The organism is Amycolatopsis sp. NPDC049159 (assembly GCF_040648295.1).
Classification (GTDB): domain Bacteria; phylum Actinomycetota; class Actinomycetes; order Mycobacteriales; family Pseudonocardiaceae; genus Amycolatopsis; species Amycolatopsis pretoriensis_A.
In genome coordinates this window covers 162,464-181,671 of sequence record NZ_JBEZDL010000017.1, presented here as the reverse complement: position 1 = coordinate 181,671, position 19,208 = coordinate 162,464, and the positions used below count along the sequence as shown (strand labels likewise).

Below are 19,208 nucleotides of genomic sequence, written 5' to 3'. Positions count from 1 at the left end.
GCTGGGAGGGAGCAAGGCAATGGTGGAGGTCCACGACGGCCCGCCCATGGACGGGTTCTCGGTGCCCCTGCGCCTGCACAACCTGTTACTGGCCCTGGCGGGCCGGATCGACGACAGCGCACTCACCGAAGCACGGGAGCTGATCGCCCGTGCCCACATCGACGAGGCGGTCGAGCTGACCACCGGCACGCTCATCGCGGGCCGGATCCCGGTCAGCTCCGCCGAACAGCGGGAGCTCGCGCTGGTGCTCGAGATGAGCCGTTCGGACGCGACGCTGGCCAACGATCTGCTGGTCGACGAGGCCGAGCCGGTCAACGCGCACCGGTTCACCGGCGAGAACTCCCCGGAGTTCGGCATCGCCGAGGCGCTCGACCGGACGCTGCAGGTGCTGCCGGACGTCCGGTCGGTGCACGCGGTGTGGCGCAACACGCCGGCCGGCAGTGTGCCGGGCGCGCTGCCGCAGCGCGTGGTGCTGGTCGAGCTGGGACCGGACGGCAACCCGCCCGCCGTCGCGTTCCGCGTCGACACGGCGCTGCGCCGGGCCGGGATCCACTCGGTCGTCGAGGTCAGCGGTCCGGGGGTGGCGCACTCCGAGTACCACCAGGCCGCTTCGGCGGCCGCGTCGCCGGCCTGGGTGACGGGGGGCACGACGTCGAGCACGTCGTCCTTTCGGCCGGAGCCGGTCGTCAAGCCGCCGGCCCCGGTGAGCCCGGAGCCGGTCGCGGAGTCGGGCAGCAGGCACAGCATGCGCTCGAGCAGCCCCACGACGGCGCCGGTCGAGCCGGTCGCCCCGGTGGTGCCGATCGTGTCGCCGCCGCCACCGGCCCCGGAACCGCCCCGCAAGATCCGGGCCGAACGGTCCGAGACCCGCGCGGAGCGCACCGCCGACCTGACGCCGGCCGAAGTCGCGCAGTTGCGGCAGGCGCTGGCCGAAGACCCGGAGAAGGGCCGTGAGATCGCCGCGGGCAAGCCGTCGATGCACGAAGTCGTCGAGCTGCCGGCGCTGGACCTCGACGACCCGAGCCTGAGCGAGCGCGACCGGGCGCTGCTGCGCGAGCTGCACGCCGAGCTGGCCGAGCGCGAGCGGGCCGAGGCGGCGAAGATGCGGCTCAACGGCGCTTCCCGCTCCGGCGGCGACCAGCGCGGCTGGACCGCTCCCTAGGCTTTGCAGCACAAAGCCGCACTTTCACGTGAAAGTGCGGCTTTTGCTGTGTCCGGGATGCCACAACTGGGCGACGGAACGTCGGGTGGCGGAGGTATGTTGCCCGGGTGGAGCAGCCAAAGGAGTTCGTCTTCGACATCCCGGTCGGCGCCGGGGTAGCCACCCGCGCCAACTCGGACGGCCCGCCGGCGACGCCGAAGGACGCGGCCACCGTGATCCTGGTCCGGGACGGCGCCGACGGCGTCGAGGTCTTCCTGCAGCACCGGGTCAAGGGCATGCCGTTCGCGGGCGGGATGACCGTGTTCCCGGGCGGCGGGGTGGACCAGCGCGACGCCGACGCGTCGGTGGCCTGGGCCGGCCCGGCTCCGTCGTGGTGGGCCTCGCGCTTCGGCTGTGACGAAGCCCTCGCGCGGGCGCTGACCTGCGCGGCGGTGCGCGAGACGTTCGAGGAGTCCGGGGTGCTGCTCGCGGGCAGCTCGGAGACCGTGCTCACCGACGTCGTCCCGTACGCCGCCGCGCGCCAGGCGCTGGAGACGCGAGAGGTGTCGCTGGCCGGGTTCCTCGCCGACGCGGGCCTGACGCTGCGCGCGGACCTGCTGCGCCCCTGGGCGCACTGGATCACGCCGGAGCAGGAGCCGCGCCGCTACGACACCCGCTTCTACGTCGCGAAGCTGCCGGAGGGCCAGCAGGCCGACGGGGCGACGTCGGAGGCGTCGAGCTCCGGCTGGCAGCGTCCCGAGGAGGCGATCGCCGACGCGCGCGAAGGCCGCCGCATGCTGATGCCGCCGACGTGGCTGACGCTGAGCGAGCTCGCGCAGTTCGCGACCGCCGAAGACGTGCTGAACGCGCCGCGCGAGATCGTCCGGATCGCACCGACGCTCATCCGCGAGAAGGACCACGTCCGCGTCGTGCTGGAGAAGCGATGAGCGCCCCCGCGTACGGCGTGCTGCGCCAGGTCACCGCGACGGCTTCGGTGCTGCTGGAGAACAACCCGTCGTCGATGACGCTCGAAGGCACCAACAGCTGGGTACTGCGGGCGACGCCGGGCACCCCGGCCGTCGTCGTCGACCCGGGGTACCGCGACCTCGAGCACCTCGAGCTGCTGGCCGGCGTCGGCGTGGTGGAGCTGGTGCTCCTCACGCACTTCCACCCCGACCACGCCGAGGGCGCGCCGTGGTTCGCCGAGCGCGTCGGTGCGCCGGTGCGGGCGTTCGACCCTGCGCTGTGCGTCGGCGCGTCGTCCTTTGTGGACGGCGAAGTGATCTCGGCCGGCGGCCTCGACCTGCGTGTCCTGCACACCCCCGGGCACACCGGTGACTCGGTGTCGCTGGTGCTCGAGGGCCAGGTGCTGACCGGCGACACCATCCTCGGCCGCGGCACCACGGTGCTGCACGACCTCGGCGACTACCTGCGCTCGCTGCGGAAGCTCATCGAGCTGCCGGCGGGCACGACCGGGCTGCCCGGGCACGGCCCGGAGCTCCCCGATCTGCCGGCTACCGCGCGTGAGTACCTCGCGCACCGGGAACAGCGGCTCGACCAGGTGCGTTCGGCTCTTCGGACGCTGGGGGCGGACGCCACCCCGCGCCAGGTCGTCGAGGTCGTGTACGCCGACGTCGACCGGGCGCTGTGGGCGCCCGCCGAACTGAGCGTGCAGGCGCAGCTGGACTACTTGCGGTCGGAGGAACAGGGATGAGCAACGTCGAGGTCGAGTTCTACTGGCGCCCGGGGTGCGGGTTCTGCGCCGCGCTGGACCGGCCGATGTCGAAGAGCGGCTTCAACATCCGGAAGATCAACATCTGGGAGGACCCGTCCGCGGCCGCGCGCGTGCGCGAAGTCGCGAACGGGAACGAGACGGTCCCGACCGTCATCGTCGGGTCGACCGCCATGGTCAACCCGTCCTTCGCCGAGGTCGAGGCCGCCGTCAAGGCAGCTTCGGCGGGCTGATCGTGCTGGGCCGCTTTCCGTGCAGGAAGGCGGCCCACACTTCGCGCAACCCGGGTTCCGTTTCGAGACCCTCCGGGGCGCCTTCGAGCATCGGCGCGGCCCAGACGTCGTGGGTGCCGAAGAGGAACGGGATGTCGATGCAGTGGCAGGCACCGAACCGGTTGCCGGGCGCCTGCCAGTCGAAGCGGTAGGTGACGGCGTCGAGCTTCTCGATCAGCTTTTCGCTGGTGAAGAAGCTGTTGGCGGTCTCGATCGCTTCTCGCGGCGCATCGGGGACGAAGGCGCGTAGCTCTTCTCGCGTCCAGCTGATCAGCGCGGGCCCGCGTGGTGCGGCCTCGATGAGGTCGGCCGCGACGAGGTCGTCGTCGGCGACCAGCTGGAACGGCGGTTCGATCGAGCCCGGCTTCCCGGGTACCGCGAGCTGCGCGGCCAGCACCCGCTCGACCGGCGCGGTCCGGATGTCCTCGCCCGCCAACGCCTCGGCGAACCACCCGGCGGCCACCGCGGCTTCGTCCGTTGTGGACGGTCGCATCCCGAGCGGCGCACTCTGCAACGCGATCCGCTTGATCAGGCCGTGCGCGCGCGGCGACGACCACAGCGCGAGCGTCGACTGCGCACCCGCGGACTGCCCGCCGAGGCTGATTTCGGCCGGGTTCCCGCCGAACGCGGCGATGTTGGCCCGCACCCATCCGAGCGCGGCGAGCTGATCGGCGATCCCGAGGTTCGGCGGAATCCCTTCGGCGCACAGGAAGCCGAGCACGCCCAGGCGGTAGTTGAGCGTGACGACGACGGCGTCGGCCTCGCGCGCCAAGCGCGTGCCGGTGTACCAGACCTGACCGCCCGAACCGCTGGAGAACCCACCGCCGTGGATCCACACCAGCACCGGCCGGCTCCCGGCGGCCGACGGCGTGAAGACGTTGAGGGACAAGCAGTCCTCGCTCTGCGGCAGGGGCATCGGCCCGAGCGCGTGCTCCAGTCGCGACGGCGGCTGCGGCGCGGCGGGACCGGGTTCGAGCGCGTCCCTCACCTCGGTCCACGGCTTCGGCGGCATGGGTGCTTCGAAGCGTTTCGCGGTGGCGTAAGGGATTCCCTTGAACACGCCCTGCGCGCCGCGCACCGGTCCGGTGGTGGTTTCGACGATCATCGTGCCTCCTCGAAGTACAGCGCGGCGCCACCCGCGTCCTCGGCGCGGACGAAGAACCCGCCGGCCCGGGTGGTGGTCGGGACGTGCTCCTCGACCAGCTTCCGCGCTCTCGCCAGGTCGGCAACCGCGACGCCGTGGGCGGCGAAGAACGGGAGTTCTTTCGGGAGTTCGCCGGGCAAAACGGCGTCGAGGTCGCTGACGCCGACGATGTCGGCCAGCGGCCGGCCTTGCGTGATCACGGCGTACCTCCTCTCGAAGGCGGCGACTTCGTCGTCGGGTACGACCAGCAAGATCCCGGCGACCCCGCGGGCACCGTTGGGGTGGCCGAGGTAGCGCGGCTGGTGGACGTACTCCGGCGTCAGGTGCTCGGCGGTGTGCAGGATGCCTTCGGGCGTGCGATCCCGGCTGACGTGGACACTGCGGAAGCGCGCGGTGCGAGTGCCTTCGGGCAGTTCGACGTCCCGTTGCAGCTTCAGCACGCCCGAGTTCGAGAGCCCGGCTTCGCGCAGCCGGCGTTCGGCTTCCTCGGAGTCGTCGACGCCGAAGGAGCAGCCGTGCAGACCGTCGCCCCGCGCGTCCAGGATGGGCAGGACCCGCCACGGATCACCGGCGGTTTCGTCGACGATGCCGATCAGTTCGAGGAACGAGTCCCCGAAGTAGGCGCAGCGGTTCGCGGTGCAGCTCGGCACGAGTGCGCCGTCGCCGGGACGGGACGCGAAGTGCGGCGACGGGGGGCTCAGCGTGAAGCCGAGTTCTTCGTAGCGCCGCCAGGTTTCGGCGTACTTCCTGGTCAGGAAGACGGTGTGGTCGATGGTCATGCCCCCGAGCCTGGTCTCCGGCCGGCCTTTTCTCCGTTCGTCGAGTATTTGTGCCCGGAATCCGACACGAATTAGGCTCGGCTGGTGGAATCCGGCTTGCTCGACGAGCTCGACCGACGCTTGGCGCACGCGCTGCAGCTGGACGGCCGGGCGTCGTTCAGCACGATCGCGTCGGTGCTGGGCGTCTCGGACCAGACGGTGGCCCGCCGCTACCGGAAGCTGCGCTCGTCCGGGGTGCTGCGCGTGGTCGGCGTCCCGGAGGCGGCCCCGCTCGGCCAGGTCCACTGGCTGATCCGCCTGGGCTGCGTCCCGGACGCGGCCGCCCCGATCGCCGCGGCACTGGCCCGCCGCGACGACACCCAGTGGGTGAGCCTGATGTCCGGCGGCACGGAGATCGTGTGCTTCATCCGTGCCCCACTGCGCGAGCAGGCGGACGGCCTGCTGCTGGGTCAGCTGCCGAAGACACCCCGGGTGGTCTCGATGACGGCGTACCGCCTGCTGCGCCGTTTCGCCGGCGGCCCGGCGGGCTGGTCCGGCCGCTCGAGCGCGTTGTCCCCTTCGGAGGCGGCCGCGCTCCTTCCCCCTTCGACGCCGACGACCTACCGCCCAGAACCCGGCGACCCGGCCCTCCTGACCGTGTTGGCCCACGACGGCCGAGCCGACATGTCGACTTTGTCGGCGGCTTCGGGTCGTTCGGAGTCGACGGTCCGCCGTCGCCTGGAGGCCCTGCGCACGTCAGGCGCGCTGTACTTCGACGTCGAGGTGGACGCGGCCCTGCTGGGCTACCCCCTGACGGCAACCCTCTGGCTGACGGTGGCTCCCTCAGCTCTGGAGCCGGCAGGCCAGGCGCTGGCCTCCCACCCGCAGGTCGCCTTCGCGGCGGCCACAACGGGCCCGTCGAACCTGGTGGCGAACGTCGGCTGTCGCGACGACGCGGCCCTGTATTCGTACTTGGCCGACGACTTGGGCGGGTTGCCAGGGGTACGCCAGGTGGAGACGGCCCCGATGATCAGGACGCTGAAGCGCTTCGGCACGGTGCCGCCGGTGTAGCACCCGACCGCGTCCTGGCGACTCACTGCCTGTGAACGACGAGCGAGCGATCGACTTCGTGCTGAACGGCGAGCAGCACCGCTTGAGCCGTGCCCGGGTGCTGAGCGCGGCGGCGCGAGGTGGGCCGGAACCGATCCGCACGCACTGGGTCTCCGTCGGGGACCAGCGGTGGCCGCCGCGGCAGCTCTTCGAGCGCGCGCTGGGGGTGTCGCGGACGGAGTTCATCTCCCACACCGCGATCCGCCACTTCCGGCGGCTCGGTTTCCCGACCAGCCCGCTGCCCCAGGAGCCGGAGGTGCCGGTCGAGCCGGAACAGCCCGTCGAGCCGCCGGCGCCCAGGAGCGACCTCGGTGCCGCGGTCAAGTCGTTCATCGACCTGCACGAGTTCTTCGGCCAGGAGGACTTGTCCAGCCGCGTGGTGCGGTTGGAAGTCCTGCTGGAGGGTGCCGCCGCCGAGACCGTAGACGCGCGGGTGGCTCCCGAAGGCTTGACCGACGACCTGCTCCGGGGCGCGCTGCTGGTGCGCCGGCACGCCGGCCGGGTCAACGACCTCATCCACGCCGCCATGATCGTCCGCGCGCTGCCGTCGATCCTCGAACCCGGCGAGCGCATCGTCCGGCGTCCATCACTAGCCGCCGGAAACGACCCGAGTCGCAAGTTCGACCTCGAGACCGATCGCCGGGTGGCCGAGTTCAAGGCCGCCGAGTGGAAGGGCCGCGACGCGATGCGCAAGCGCACACTCGTGGCCGACCTCGTCGGCTTGGTTCTCGAACGCGGTGACCGCCGGGCCGAGCTCTACGTGCTCGGCAGCCTCCCGATCGACTTCCTGCGGAAGAGCAACTCGACCATGGAATGGGCCCTCGGCCGTTCGTCGCCCAACCTCCGAGAGGCCTACAAGCAGCGCTTCGGGAGCGCGGCCCTGACCGTCAGCCAGTTCACCGCCGGACCGGCCGCGGACGTCGTCCTCCGGGACCTGAATGAGATCATCGGCTGAGCATCGGCATCAGGTAGTACGTCAGTTCCACCTCCCCGGGTTCCGCCGCCCGCAGGATGCATGCCCGCATCCCCGGCTGGATGGACAGCACCACCCGCTCCCCGCCGAACGCCTGCAGTGCGTCGAGCAGGTAGCGCGCCTGGAACGACGGTGACGTCCGGCCGCCGGTGACGTCCGCCTTCAGGGTTTCCTCCGCCTCGCCCGTGTCCTGGCGAGCGCTCGCCAGGCGGACTTGGGCGTCGCCCACTTCCAGCGTGAGGACCCGCCGATCCTCCGCGTACACCCCCACGCGGCGGACGGCCGCCGCGAGCGCGTCCGCCGCCAACGTCACCGTTGTGTCCACCGCGCCCGACTGGATCGAGTCCTCGGACAGGAAGCCCGCGTCCAGGACCGCCGTGCCGACCAGGCCGCCCGGCCAGCTGACCCCGAACCGGCCCGGGCCGACGTGCAGGCCGACGCGGCCGCGGGCCTGGCGGGCCGCTTCCGACAGCAGGGCCGCCGGGACCAGGACGTCCAGCGCACCCGGGGACAGCAGTGGCAGGCGCGCCACCGCCATCCGGTAGCGGTCCGACGCCGTCAGTGTCAGCCGGTCGCCCGCCGACTGGAGGCGGACGCCCGTGAACAGCGGGAGCGGGTCGTCCTTCGCCGCCGTTCCCGCGACGACCCGCAACGCCGAGGCGAACGCCGCACCGTCCACTTCGGACACCTGGGCGGGCGGGCCGGCGGCCGCCTCGGTGTCCGGGAGGAGCGGGAGCGCGAAGCGGGCGTTGTCCAGCCGCAGGGCCAGGCGGCTGCCTTCGACGACCAAGCGCACCAGTTCGGCGTCGAGCACCTTGAGCGTCTCCACCAGCGGCGCGGCCGGGACGACGACCGAGCCGTCGGTGTGCGTGGCCGCCGGGCAGTCGAACCGGACGGTGAGATCCGGGTCGCTGCCGGCGACCGTCAGCCCCGCCGAACCGGCGCGCAGCCGCAGCCCGGCGCGCGCGGGCAGCAGCCGCGACGCGGCGGAGACGGCCGCCGAGAGGCGGTGGGCAGGAGCGGTGACGTCCATGCCCGCCAAGCTAGCGGCGACCACCGACAAAAACCGCAAACCCGCAGCTCAGGGGGCGTGAGTGAGAAACAGGGTTAGAACACGGTTTCCCACTCACGACCAGCCGCGGCAGACCTACTGACCGGCGCCGACCAGCGTGGGCGAGCCGACGGACGCCGGCGGTGAAGCCGGTCGCATCGTCCCGCGCAGCAGCCAGACCCCCACCGCGAGCACCAGCCCGGCCACGCTCGCTGCCAGGAACGCGGCGCCCGGGCCCGCGTGCTCGACCAGGTAGCCGCTCACCGACTGGCCGCCCGCCAACCCGAGCGTCACCGCCGTCAGCACCCAGCCGAACGCTTCGGCCGCGGTCCCGGCCGGGGCGACCAGCTCGATCGCCGCCGAGTGCGCCGTCGACTGCGGCGTGATCAGCGCGCCCGCGAGCAGCATCATCAGCGCCAGGCCCCACAGCGACGACGGCCACGCGAGCAGCGCCACCAGCGCGCCGAACCCGCCGAGCAGCGCCGGCAGCCGCAGGCCCAGCTGGCGCGGCCACGGCCGCAGGCTGTACGCGACGCCGAACGCGACCGAGCTCAGCGACCAAGCCGACAGCAGCAACCCCCCGAACGAGGGAGAACCGGCCTCGGTGGCCGACGCCGGCACGGCGACCTCGACGAACCCGATCACCACGCCGAAGCCGAGTGCGGCGAGCGCCAGCGTCCGCATGCCCGGGCTCGAGAGCGCGCCCAGCAGGGAGCCGGACGGACCCGAAGCCGGACCCCAGTCCCGGACCGCCGGGCTCAGCGCGAACAGCAGCGCGCCGGTGAACTGCAGCGCGACGCCCAGCACCAGCCCGGTCCCCGCCCACGGCGCCAGCACCAGCAGCCCGGCGACACCCGGGCCGAGGATGAAGAAGACCTCCATGCTGATCGCCTCGTAGGAGAACGCGGCGTTGCGCGCGCCACCCGGCGGGAGCAGCCGCGTCCACAGCGCCCGCGACGCCGACCCGACCATCGGTTCCGACAGCCCGGTGACCGCGCCCAGCGCGACGAGCACGGCCGTCGCCGCGTGCGACTCGATCGCCGTCACGAGCGCCGCCATCGAAAGCGCCGACAGCAGCGCGAAGACGAGCAGCGGCCGCGTGGGCCCGAACCGGTCGATCAGCCTGCCCTGCACCACGGCGCCGACCGACACCCCGACGAGTGAACCGGCCGAGACGAGCCCGGCGGCGGCGAAGGAGCCGGTCTCGCGCTGGACGTAGAGCAGGGCCGAGATGCCGATCATCGCGATCGGCAGGCGGGCGAGCACGGACGCGACGGCGGGCCGCCGGGCCGCGCGGGTCGTCAGCGCGGTGCGGTAGTCGGCGAGGGACGTGCGGCTTTCGTGGTTCGAGGCAGACTGGGACACGCGTGCCAGTATGCCGCAGAGTGGTACGTGAGTACCAGTTATTTGGCGGTCAGGTGCGTCACCGGCGACTGCAAGTGGATCATGACTGGTCTCGATCCGGTAACAGTCACGATATTCTCCGTGAACTCGTGCAACGAAACGGCCCAGGTGGCGTCCTTGAGAGTGAATGGCCTTGAATTCGTGGGTATGGGCCGTGATGGTTGAACAACAGCACAGAACCCAGCTCCCTCCGGCATATGGGTCGGGGCCTGGCCCGGAGGGCGGGGAGCGCGGATCGTCGGGGGATGGTCCGCGCGACAACGAAGAGCCGGTGCGCCACGTCGGGGGTGGCGCCCGGCTCTTTGTTTTGGGCAAGCACTGTGTTCCGGGTGCGAAGAAGGCCCCTCACCGAGGTGAGGGGCCTTCGCCGTGAAAAGACTCAGCGAGCGCGGCGGGCCAGGCGCTCCGGGTCCAGGATCAGCACGCTCTTGCCTTCGAGCCGCAGCCAGCCGCGGTGGGCGAAGTCGGCGAGGGCCTTGTTGACGGTCTCGCGCGAGGCGCCGACGTACTGGGCGATCTCTTCCTGCGTCAGGTCGTGCGTGACCCGCAGCAGGCCCGCCTCCTGGCTGCCGAACCGCTGCGCGAGCTGCAGCAGCGCGCGCGCCACGCGGCCCGGGACGTCGGTGAAGATCAGTTCCGCGACCATGTTGTTCGTCCGGCGCAGGCGGCGCGCGACCACGCGCAGCAGCTGCTCGGCGATCTCCGGGCGGGTCGAGATCCACTGGCGCAGGGCCGGGCGGTCCATGGTGACCGCGCGGACCTCGGTGACCGTGGTCGCGCTCGACGTCCGGGGGCCGGGGTCGAAGATGGACAGCTCGCCGAACATGTCGGACGGGCCGAAGATGCCCAGCAGGTTCTCGCGGCCGTCCGGGGACTTGCGGCCGATCTTCACCTTGCCGGACTGGATGATGTACAGCTTGTCGCCGGGTTCACCCTCGTTGAAGATGACATGGCCGCGGGGGAACTCCACGGATTCCAAGGTCTGGGCCAGCGCCTCCGCCGCTGCCGGCTCCACACCCTGGAAAATGCCCGCACGGGCCAGGGTTTCGTCCACCTCGGGTGCCTCCTCGTCGAGAAACGTTCACGCCCTCCCGTGGCTGGAAGAGCGTGACGCCGATCACTTGCGCGTCAGTCTAGGGCGTACTCCCGAGATCGCCCGCCGGACGCGCGGCCCGCCGAAACGATCTCGTTCGAACGTGGAGCCTAACTCCGCACGCGACGCGCGCGTAGCCTGGCTGCCCGTCCGCCCAGCCTACGCAGCCGGAACAGCTCGAGGGCCCGGCCGATGCCGTGGCCGTAGAGCGCCCTGACCTCGTTGGGCTGCGCCTGCTCGAGGAACTCTTCGACCTCGTTCTCCTGCACCGCGACGTGCTTGAGCCTGCTTTCGACGCGCTCCATGAAGAGCGCGAAGAACATGATCACGAGGGGGACCAGGATGACGAACCAGACAGTCATGACCGGACCCCGAAACACTCAGTGAAAAGCATCTACTCCAGATCCTCGCTCATGGCGGCCGGAAAACTGCGCCGAGGTGGTGCTCTGGCGTGTCGGTGTCCACCGGTGCACTGACCGGCCCGTCCGACGGCGCCCGTAGGCTATCGGGGTGCCTCCTGCCACCACGAACGCCCCCCGTGAGGGCGCTGGTGAAAGCCGATTGGCTCTGGTGAGACGCGCCAGGCGGATGAAGCGTTGCTTGGACGACGTGTATCCCGGCGCCCACTGTGAGCTCGACTTCACCACGCCGCTGGAACTGCTGGTCGCGGTCGTGCTGTCCGCGCAGACCACCGACGTCCGCGTGAACCTGGTCACGCCGGCGCTGTTCAAGCGCTACCGGACCGCCGCCGACTACGCGGGCGCCGACCGCACCGAGCTGGAGGAGTACCTCCGCAGCACCGGCTTCTACCGGGCCAAGGCGAACTCCGTGATGGGGCTCGGCGCGGCGCTGGTCGAGCGCTTCGACGGCGAGGTGCCCGCCAAGCTCGACGACCTCGTCACCCTGCCCGGCGTCGGCCGCAAGACCGCCAACGTCGTGCTCGGGAACGCCTTCGACGTCCCCGGCATCACCGTCGACACGCACTTCGGCCGGCTGGTCCGGCGCTGGGGCTGGACGGCGGAGGAGGACCCGGTCAAGGTCGAGCACGCGATCGGCGAGCTGATCCCCCGCAAGGAGTGGACGATGCTCTCGCACCGGGTGATCTTCCACGGCCGCCGCGTCTGCCACGCCAAGAAGCCCGCCTGCGGCGCCTGCCCGCTGGCCAGGGACTGCCCGTCGTACGGCACCGGCCCGACCGGGTTCGAGGAAGCCGCGAAGCTGGTCAAGGGTGTCGAAAAGGACCACATCCTCGCCCTGGCGGCGCCCCGGTGACGAGAGTCACCAAGTGGGCGCTGGCCGCCGCGGTGCTGGCCGTGGCGCTGATCGTCGCGCTGCTGCCGCGCGGGGGTGACGACCGCGCCGCGAAGCCGTCCGAGGACCTCGCGCCCGACCGGTCCGCGGCGGCGCTCCAGCCGTGTCCCGCGCCGGGCTCCGCGCCGCCGGTGAAGCAGCTCGAAGGCGTCAAGGCGGACTGCCTCGGCGACGGCGCGAGCATCGACGTCGGCCAGGCCCTCGCCGGCGCTCCGGTGCTGGTCAACGTGTGGGCGTCGTGGTGCCAGCCGTGCCGGACCGAGCTGCCCGTGCTCCAGGAGTACGCGAAGCAGCCGGGCGCCGTGCGCGTCCTCGGCGTCCAGGTGCAGAGCCCGGCGAAGGACGGCTTGAACCTCCTGGCCCGCCTGGGCGTGCACCTTCCGTCGGTGTTCGACGGGGACGGCGGCAGCGGCCCGGTCCGCGCCGCGCTCAAGGTGCCCTCGGCGCTCCCGGCGTCCTACCTGGTCACCGCCGGTGGCGAGGTCCGGTTCATCGCGAATCCCCGCACCTTCGGGAACACTGACCAGGTGCGCGCGGCAGTCGAGGGGGCATCGTGATCGGACCACTGGTCGAGCCGGAGTCGGTGCCCGAGTGGCTGCGGCCGCTGGTCAAGGTCAGCGGCGACGTCGACGCGAAGACGTTCACCCGGTTCAGCCCGCCCGAAGCCGCGTACACGCGCGCCGCGGCGGTCCTCGTCCTCTTCGGCGAGCGCGAAGCCGACGGCGAACCCGACGTCCTGCTCCAGCGCCGCGCCGACACGCTCGGCTCGCACGCGGGGCAGGTCTCGTTCCCCGGCGGCGGCGCCGAGGAGGGCGACGGCGGCCCGATCGGCACGGCGCTGCGCGAGGCCGAAGAGGAGACCGGGGTCGTCCCGGCCGGCGTCCGGCCGGTCGCGGTGCTGCCGGAGCTGTTCGTCCCGGTCTCCAGCTTCGCGGTGACGCCGGTGCTGGCGCACTGGGCGGAGCCGTCCCCGGTGCACGCGGTGGACCCGGCCGAGACGGCGTCCGTGGCCCGCGTCGCCATCGTCGACCTGGTCGACCCCGCGAACCGGTTCACGGTCAAGAAGGCCGGCGCGCCCTGGAAGGGGCCCGCCTTCGAGGTCAGCGGCCTGTTCGTGTGGGGGTTCACCGCCGGGTTGCTGTCGGTCCTCCTGAGCCTGGGAGGCTGGGAGCGCGAATGGGACCCGGGCGACGTCCGGGACCTCGACGAAGCGCTGGCCGCCTACCGCGCGCGGGTACTAAACGGGGAGTGACACGGTGAACTGGGTCGATGTGCTGGTGCTGCTGCTCGCGTTGCTGGCGGCGGTGTCCGGCGCGTACCAGGGCGTGCTCATCGCGCTGCCGTCGCTGGTCGGCGTCGTGCTCGGTGCGGTCGTCGGCATCAAGCTGGCGCCGGTGGTGGTCTCGTTCTTCGACGACCCGGTGTGGAAGGTCGCCTTCGCGGTCGCGACTGTCGTCTTCCTCGTCGCCTTCGGCGAGGCGATCGGCGTCTACGTCGGCCGCAAGCTCCGGCAGAAGATCCGGCCGGACAAGCTCTCCGGTGTCGACAAGACGCTCGGCGCGATCGTGCAGGCACTGGTCGTCTTCGTGGTGGCGTGGCTGATCGCGACGCCGCTGACGACCGTGTCCGGCCTGCCGGGGCTGGCGAAGGCGATCAACGGCTCGGTCGTGCTCGGCAAGGTCAACGACACCATGCCGGCCGCCGCCCAGGGCTTCCCGAGCCAGCTGCGCAAGCTGCTCGACGCGTCCGGCTTCCCGTCCATCATGGATCCGTTCGAGAAGGCGCCGACGGCGGACACCTCGCCGCCGGACCCCGCGCTGCAGAGCAGCGCCACCGTCCAGCAGCTGCACGGCAGCGTGGTCAAGATCCGCGGCAGCGCCAGCTCGTGCTCGCGGTCGCTCGAAGGCAGCGGGTTCGTGATCGCGCCGCAGCGGGTGATGACGAACGCCCACGTCGTGGCCGGCACCGACACCGTCGGCATCGAGACGACCCAGGGCGACTACCCGGCGCGCGTCGTCTACTTCGACCCCGAGGTCGACATCGCGGTGCTGGCCGTGCCGAGGCTGCGCGCCGAGCCGCTGCAGTTCGCCCCGGAGACGGCGCGGGCGAGCGACAGCGCGATCGTGCTCGGCTACCCGCTCGACGGCCCGTACCGGGCGACGCCCGCCCGCGTGCGCGGCCGGATCAACCTGCGCGGCCCGGACATCTACGAGGCCAACACCGTTCAGCGGGACGTCTTCACGGTCCGCGCGGAGATCCGCAGCGGCAACTCGGGCGGCCCGATGGTGACGCCGGACGGCAAGGTCATCGGCGTCGTCTTCGGCGCGGCGGTGGAGGACCCGGAAACGGGCTTCACGCTGACCGCCGAGCAGGTCCGCGCCGAGGTCGACGCGGCACCGTCGCAGACGTCGAACGTCTCGACCGGGTCCTGCGCCGCCTAACGGCCGTACCGCAGGGCGAGGCCGTCCAGGAGCGCCCGCATGCCCGACTCGAAGATGTCGTCGAGCACGACGTCGTACCCGGTCTCGCCGAGCTCGCGGAGCATCTTCGTGAACACCGGACGGCCGCTGGTCATGGTCCCCATCAGCGGCGCCTGGCGGTCCATCCACTGCTCCTCGGACAGCCCGGACGCGGCCAGCGCGTGCTGCTCGCGTTCGAGGTGGATCGCGAGGCCCTGGACGTGGGTGAAGAACAGCACGTGCAGGTCGCACAGCGTCGCCGCGTCGACGCCGAGCTCGGCCAGCGCCGCCAGCGCCCACTCACCGTGCATGCCGAGGTTGCGCAGCGGCAGCGGGCGGGTGAGCGGGGCCAGCTGGGCCAGCCACGGGTGCCGTCGGTAGAGCGACCAGAGCGTGCGGCCGCTCAGCGTCAGCCGCTCCCGCCAATCGCCCACCGGGTTCGCGGGGTAACCGCGTTCGCCGTAGGCGGCGTCGGCCATCAGCAGCACCAGCTCCTCCTTGCCGGTGACGTACCGGTACGGCGCCATGGCCGCGACGCCGAGGCGGGCCGCGATCCCACGCATCGAGAGCGCGGCCAGGCCTTCCGCGTCGGCGACGGCGATGGCGGTCCGCACGATCTGGTCCCGGGTCAGGGTCCGGTGGCCACCGGACCGGCGTTCCCGGCCTGCGACGACCGTGCCGGACCGCGGCTCCGCGCGCACCAGCCCTTCCTGACCCAGCAGGGCCAGCGCCTTGGCCGCGGTCGCCATCGCGACGCCGTGGTCGGTCGCGAGCCGCCGCGTCGAGGGCACCCGCGCGCCCGGCGGGAGCTCGCCGCGGGTGATCCGGCCGCGCAGTTCCTCGGCGATGGCCACGTACTTCACCGCTGCCTCCTGACCTAGTACAGCGGGCTGTCTGTGCTAGCACAGATTTGGCCTTGCACCTGCGTGAACCCCACTGTGAGACGCACAAGTGTACGACCCTGGAGGCACCATGCGGAACGTCCTGATCTCCGGCGCCGGCGTCGCCGGCGGCACCCTGGCCTGGTTCCTGGCCCGCGACGGCTGGGCGGTGACCGTCCTCGAGCGCGCACCCGGCCCGCGCACCGGCGGCCAGGCGATCGACGTGCGCGGTGTCGCGCTCGACGTCGTCGACGAGATGGGCCTCGGCGACCGGATGCGCGCGCTGCGCACCCGGATGCGGGGGATGACCGTGGTGGACGGGGAGGGCCGGGAGCTGTTCCGGTCCGAGGAGTTCACCTACAGCAGCGGACGGCTCGACAACGCCGACTTCGAGGTGCTGCGCGACGACGTCGTCACGATCCTGCAGGAGGCGGCCGACGTCGAGTACGTCTTCGGCGACTCGATCACGGCACTGACCGAGGAGGCGCACGGCGTGCGCGTCGAGTTCGAACACGGCGGCTTCCGGACGTTCGACATCGTCGTCGGCGCCGACGGCCTCCACTCGGCCGTGCGGCGGCTCGTCTTCGGGCCGGAGGAGCGGTTCGCCCGTCACCTCGGGCAGTACCTGGCGATCTTCCCGGCGCCCAACTTCCTCGGGCTCGAGGACTGGCAGGTCTGGTTCCGCCACGAGCACACCGGCGGCGTCGCGTACCCGGTGCGGGACAACACCGAGCTGCGCGTGACGCTCGGGTTCGGTTCGGAGCCGCTGCCCCGGCTGACCGTCCCGGAGCAGAAGCGGCTGATCGCCGAACGGCTCGGCGGCGTCGGCTGGGAGGTGCCGAAGCTGCTGGAAGCCATGGCCGGCGCCGACGTCTTCTACTTCGACGCGATGGCCCAGATCCACCTGGACCGCTGGTCGTCCGGGCGCGTGGTGCTCGTCGGGGACGCCGGCTACTGCGCGTCGGCGCTGTCCGGGCAGGGGACGAGCCTCGCGCTCGTCGGCGCGTACGTCCTTGCGCAGGAACTGGGCCGGGCCGGCCACGAGGAGGCGTTCGCGGCCTACGAGCGGCGGATGCGGCCGTTCGTCGCGCTCAACCAGGCGCTGGCGACGGAGAACCCGGAGGGCGGCCCTTCGGAGGAGTCGGTCGATCGCGCGAAGAACGCGATCAGTCTCGCTTGAGGAAGTCCACGAGTGCCGCCGACGTGCGGTCCGGGACTTCGAGGTGGGGGAAGTGCCCGACGCCCGGCCAGAGCTCCGGCTCGGCGTGCGGGCCCGCCCAGCGCACCGACGACGTCGCCGTCTCGGGGAGGATGCAGGTGTCGTCGGCGCCGTGCAGCTGCAACGTCGGCGCCGCGATCCGGGCGCCGACGGCGTCGGTGAACCGGCGGCCTTCGCCGCGGAACTGCGCCCGGAACGCCCACCGGTAGTACTCGAGCGCGCTGTGCGCGACGCCGGGCACGAGCATCGCCCGCCGGAACGCGCCCACGCTGTCGGCGAAGTCCGAAGTGGACCGCCAGTCCTGGCCGGCCCAGCCGCCGAAGAGGTCTTCGACGGCTTGGGCGTCGTCCTTCACGAGCCACTTCTCCGGTGCCACGGGGACCTGGAAGCGGAAGAGGTGCCCGGCCGCGCGTCCTTGGCCGCGCCACGGGCGGACCGACGAGCGCAACGCGAGCGGGTGGGCGGCGCCGATCGCCGTCACCGAGGACACCAGCCGCGGGTGGAGCGCCGCGACCGTCCAGGCGAGCAGGCCGCCCCACGCGTGCCCGACGAGGTGCGCGCGGCGCGCCCCGAGCGACTTGATCAGCCCGCCGACGTCGCCGGCGAGCGTCCAGGCGTCGTAGCCGCGGGGTGGCTTGTCCGAGTCGCCGTAACCGCGGAGGTCGACGGCGACCGCGCGGAACCCGGCGTCGGCGAGCGCCCGCAGCTGGTGGTGCCAGGTCCACCAGAACTCGGCGAACCCGTGGAGCAGCACGACGACGGGCCCGTCGCCGAGCTCGGCGACGTGCAGCCGGATGCCGTTCGCGGAGACGTCGCGGTGGGCCCACGGGCCGTCGAGCCGGACACTCGACGGGTCGGGGGAAGCGGGCAACGCCTCAGTCGCGGGTGGTCGTCAAGTCGTCTTCGGGCGCGCGCTGCGGCTTGAGCGCGGCGGCGGTCTCCTTGACGCTGGCGATGGTCCGCTCGGGAGCCTTGAACTTCTTCACCTTGCGGTAACCGAGGAAACCGGCTCCGGCCGCGACCAGCACCATCAGGAAGAACACGATGCCGAACGCGATCCAGCGGTAGCGCACCCATTCGGCCAGGCCTTCGGCGGCGAAGAAGAACAGGAAGAACGTGCTGTACAGGAAGACCGTCAGCGCGATCAGGAAGTAGACGGCCCCCTTGAGGCCTTTCTTCACCTCGCCGACCAGTTCGGACTTCGCGAGCTCCATCTCGGCCCTGACCAGGGTCGAGATGTGCTGGGTCGCGTCGCCGACCAGCCGGCCGAGCGACTGGTCGCCGGGGACGTCGTTCGCGGAGGACAGCGGGAGGTAAGGCACGGCCCCCACGCCGTCGGGGCCGGTGCGTTCGTGCTTGGGGCTGCTCACCGGGTCATCGTGCCATGTGTCCCGAAACCGGGCGCGGCGGCGTCACAGTGTGTCGGAGATTCGCGCGTGCACTTTGCTACGGCGGAGTAGCAGCGCCGCCGCCAGCAGGGACGCCACGGCGGACGCGATCAGTACTGCCGCCTTGGCCAGCTCGCTCGTCTCCTCGGGCAACGCGAGCTCCGCGATCAGCAGGCTGACCGTGAACCCGACCCCGCCGAGCACGGACAACGCGGCCAGGTCGCGCCAGCTCATCCCGCGTGGCTTCTCCGCCGCGCCCAGCTTCACGGCGAGCACGCTGGCGCCCAGGATGCCGACGAACTTGCCGACGACCAGGCCGGCGAGGACGGCGAGCGGCAACGCCGTCGTGAACACCGCGCCCAGCGAGTCGCCGTTGACCGAGATGCCGGCCGCGAACAACGCGAACACCGGCACGGCCACCGCCGCCGACCACGGCTGGAGCCGGTGCTCGAGCCGCAGTGCCGGCGCCTCGGCCTCGCCTTCGTCGGCGCGGACGCGGGTGAGCAGGCCGAGCGCGACGCCGGCGATCGTCGCGTGGATGCCCGCCGAGTGCACCGCGACCCAGGTGAGCAGCGCCAGCGGCACGTAGATCCACGGTGTCCGGACCCGCTTGTGCTGCAGGAACGCGTACAGCGCGAGCGCCACGACGGCGACGGCCATGGCGACCAGGTCGAAGCCGGTCGTGAACAGCAGGGCGATGACGAGGATCGCGCCGAGGTCGTCCACCACGGCCAGCGACAGCAGGAAGACCCGCGCGCTCGAGGGCAGGTTCGACGCCGTCAGCGCGAGCACGCCGAGCGCGAACGCGATGTCCGTGGCCACCGGGATGGCCCAGGCGCGCTCGATGCCCGGCGTCCCCCAGCCGACGGCCAGCGCGACGAGCGCGGGCACGACCATGCCACCGATCGCGGCCACGACCGGCAGGATCGCCTGCTTGAACCGGGACAGCTCGCCGATGACGAGCTCGCGCTTGAGCTCCAGCCCGGCGACGAAGAAGAACAGGGCGAGGAAGCCGTCCTTGGCCCAGTCCCCGAGCGTCAGGTTCAGGTGCAGGAACTCCGGGCCGATCCGGAACTCGCGCAGGGCGTGGTAGCTGTCCCGCAGCGGCGAGTTGGCCCAGAGCAGGGCGACCGCGGTCGCGCCGAGCAGGATCAGGCCGCCGGTCGTCTCGGTGCGCAGGTAGCGGGCGAAGTCACTGAGCGGGCGGGTCATCGGGGCGGCTCCTGGGGTCGCTGATCACTGTTGCCGACCAGACTTCCCGGCGCACCTTTG

General features: G+C 72.0%; 21 protein-coding genes. 11 read left to right on the top strand and 10 right to left on the bottom strand.

All coding sequences use genetic code 11. The features are described 5' to 3' along the window. Positions 1–19: 19 nt before the first annotated feature. From AB0B33_RS29735 to AB0B33_RS29720, 4 genes are all read left to right on the top strand, one after another. The gene (locus AB0B33_RS29735) at positions 20–1,162 is read left to right on the top strand and encodes a hypothetical protein (RefSeq protein WP_360777632.1); all 1,143 of its coding nucleotides are present in this window, start codon (positions 20–22) and stop codon (positions 1,160–1,162) included. Between the two features lie 107 nt (positions 1,163–1,269). Continuing rightward, the gene (locus AB0B33_RS29730) at positions 1,270–2,088 is read left to right on the top strand and encodes an NUDIX hydrolase (protein ID WP_360777630.1); all 819 of its coding nucleotides are present in this window, start codon (positions 1,270–1,272) and stop codon (positions 2,086–2,088) included. Further along, a complete protein-coding gene (locus AB0B33_RS29725) occupies positions 2,085–2,855 on the top strand; it encodes an MBL fold metallo-hydrolase (protein WP_360777628.1) in 771 nt (256 codons plus the stop codon). The genes AB0B33_RS29730 and AB0B33_RS29725 overlap by 4 nt, the downstream gene beginning before the upstream one ends. After that, complete coding sequence (locus AB0B33_RS29720) at positions 2,852–3,106, top strand: glutaredoxin domain-containing protein (protein ID WP_360777626.1); 255 nt, start codon at positions 2,852–2,854, stop codon at positions 3,104–3,106. The genes AB0B33_RS29725 and AB0B33_RS29720 overlap by 4 nt, the downstream gene beginning before the upstream one ends. Here the strand turns inward: AB0B33_RS29720 and AB0B33_RS29715 are convergent. Then, a complete protein-coding gene (locus tag AB0B33_RS29715) occupies positions 3,084–4,250 on the bottom strand; it encodes a carboxylesterase family protein (protein ID WP_360777624.1) in 1,167 nt (388 codons plus the stop codon). The genes AB0B33_RS29720 and AB0B33_RS29715 overlap by 23 nt on opposite strands. Beyond that, complete coding sequence (locus AB0B33_RS29710; protein WP_360777622.1) at positions 4,247–5,068, bottom strand: VOC family protein; 822 nt, start codon at positions 5,066–5,068, stop codon at positions 4,247–4,249. Before AB0B33_RS29710 ends, AB0B33_RS29715 begins: the two co-directional genes overlap by 4 nt. 84 nt (positions 5,069–5,152) lie before the next feature. Between AB0B33_RS29710 and AB0B33_RS29705 the strand changes: the two genes are divergently transcribed. Together AB0B33_RS29705 and AB0B33_RS29700 are read left to right on the top strand one after the other, a co-directional pair. Further along, a complete protein-coding gene (locus AB0B33_RS29705; RefSeq protein WP_360777620.1) occupies positions 5,153–6,118 on the top strand; it encodes an Lrp/AsnC family transcriptional regulator in 966 nt (321 codons plus the stop codon). Positions 6,119–6,149: 31 nt separating this feature from the next. Next, positions 6,150–7,112, top strand: coding sequence for a hypothetical protein (locus tag AB0B33_RS29700; protein WP_360777618.1), 963 nt, complete (start codon positions 6,150–6,152; stop codon positions 7,110–7,112). Here the strand turns inward: AB0B33_RS29700 and AB0B33_RS29695 are convergent. From AB0B33_RS29695 to AB0B33_RS29680, 4 genes are all read right to left on the bottom strand, one after another. Continuing rightward, positions 7,102–8,163, bottom strand: a complete 1,062-nt coding sequence (locus AB0B33_RS29695) for a DNA polymerase III subunit beta (RefSeq protein WP_360777616.1) — start codon at positions 8,161–8,163, stop codon at positions 7,102–7,104. The two genes, AB0B33_RS29700 and AB0B33_RS29695, sit on opposite strands and share 11 nt — an antisense overlap. A gap of 114 nt (positions 8,164–8,277) precedes the next feature. Then, positions 8,278–9,546 carry an MFS transporter gene (locus AB0B33_RS29690; protein ID WP_360777614.1) on the bottom strand — a complete coding sequence of 423 codons (1,269 nt, stop codon included), beginning with the start codon at positions 9,544–9,546 and terminating at the stop codon, positions 8,278–8,280. Between the two features lie 418 nt (positions 9,547–9,964). Continuing rightward, positions 9,965–10,639, bottom strand: coding sequence for a Crp/Fnr family transcriptional regulator (locus AB0B33_RS29685; RefSeq protein WP_003081747.1), 675 nt, complete (start codon positions 10,637–10,639; stop codon positions 9,965–9,967). Positions 10,640–10,788: 149 nt separating this feature from the next. Continuing rightward, a complete protein-coding gene (locus AB0B33_RS29680) occupies positions 10,789–11,040 on the bottom strand; it encodes a hypothetical protein (protein WP_013230551.1) in 252 nt (83 codons plus the stop codon). A 226-nt stretch (positions 11,041–11,266) separates the two neighbouring features. Here AB0B33_RS29680 and nth point away from each other — a divergent pair, with 226 nt between their 5' ends. The 4 genes from nth to AB0B33_RS29660 are packed head-to-tail and all read left to right on the top strand — an operon-like array spanning position 11,267 to position 14,430. Then, on the top strand, positions 11,267–11,950 hold the full coding sequence (gene nth / locus AB0B33_RS29675; RefSeq protein WP_360777612.1) for an endonuclease III: 684 nt from the start codon (positions 11,267–11,269) through the stop codon (positions 11,948–11,950). After that, the gene (locus AB0B33_RS29670; protein ID WP_360777610.1) at positions 11,947–12,546 is read left to right on the top strand and encodes a TlpA disulfide reductase family protein; all 600 of its coding nucleotides are present in this window, start codon (positions 11,947–11,949) and stop codon (positions 12,544–12,546) included. Before nth ends, AB0B33_RS29670 begins: the two co-directional genes overlap by 4 nt. Further along, positions 12,543–13,241 carry a CoA pyrophosphatase gene (locus tag AB0B33_RS29665; RefSeq protein WP_360777608.1) on the top strand — a complete coding sequence of 233 codons (699 nt, stop codon included), beginning with the start codon at positions 12,543–12,545 and terminating at the stop codon, positions 13,239–13,241. Before AB0B33_RS29670 ends, AB0B33_RS29665 begins: the two co-directional genes overlap by 4 nt. A gap of 4 nt (positions 13,242–13,245) precedes the next feature. Next, positions 13,246–14,430 (top strand): MarP family serine protease, encoded by a 1,185-nt coding sequence (locus AB0B33_RS29660; RefSeq protein ID WP_360777606.1) that lies wholly within the window; start codon positions 13,246–13,248, stop codon positions 14,428–14,430. Here AB0B33_RS29660 and AB0B33_RS29655 read toward each other — a convergent pair. Beyond that, positions 14,427–15,311: a GntR family transcriptional regulator gene (locus AB0B33_RS29655; protein WP_360777604.1), complete on the bottom strand. Its 885-nt coding sequence runs from the start codon at positions 15,309–15,311 to the stop codon at positions 14,427–14,429. The genes AB0B33_RS29660 and AB0B33_RS29655 overlap by 4 nt on opposite strands. A gap of 109 nt (positions 15,312–15,420) precedes the next feature. On the opposite strand from AB0B33_RS29655, the gene AB0B33_RS29650 reads away from it, so the two are divergent. After that, entirely contained in the window at positions 15,421–16,509 is a 1,089-nt protein-coding gene (locus AB0B33_RS29650) for an FAD-dependent monooxygenase (RefSeq protein WP_360777602.1), read from the top strand. Here AB0B33_RS29650 and AB0B33_RS29645 read toward each other — a convergent pair. The 3 genes from AB0B33_RS29645 to nhaA are packed head-to-tail and all read right to left on the bottom strand — an operon-like array spanning position 16,496 to position 19,148. Continuing rightward, a complete protein-coding gene (locus tag AB0B33_RS29645; RefSeq protein ID WP_247017315.1) occupies positions 16,496–17,419 on the bottom strand; it encodes an alpha/beta hydrolase in 924 nt (307 codons plus the stop codon). The two genes, AB0B33_RS29650 and AB0B33_RS29645, sit on opposite strands and share 14 nt — an antisense overlap. Before the next feature lie 4 nt (positions 17,420–17,423). After that, positions 17,424–17,918 (bottom strand): phage holin family protein, encoded by a 495-nt coding sequence (locus tag AB0B33_RS29640; RefSeq protein WP_247017317.1) that lies wholly within the window; start codon positions 17,916–17,918, stop codon positions 17,424–17,426. A 42-nt stretch (positions 17,919–17,960) separates the two neighbouring features. Further along, entirely contained in the window at positions 17,961–19,148 is a 1,188-nt protein-coding gene (nhaA, locus tag AB0B33_RS29635; protein WP_360777600.1) for a Na+/H+ antiporter NhaA, read from the bottom strand. Between the last annotated feature and the right edge of the window lie 60 nt (positions 19,149–19,208).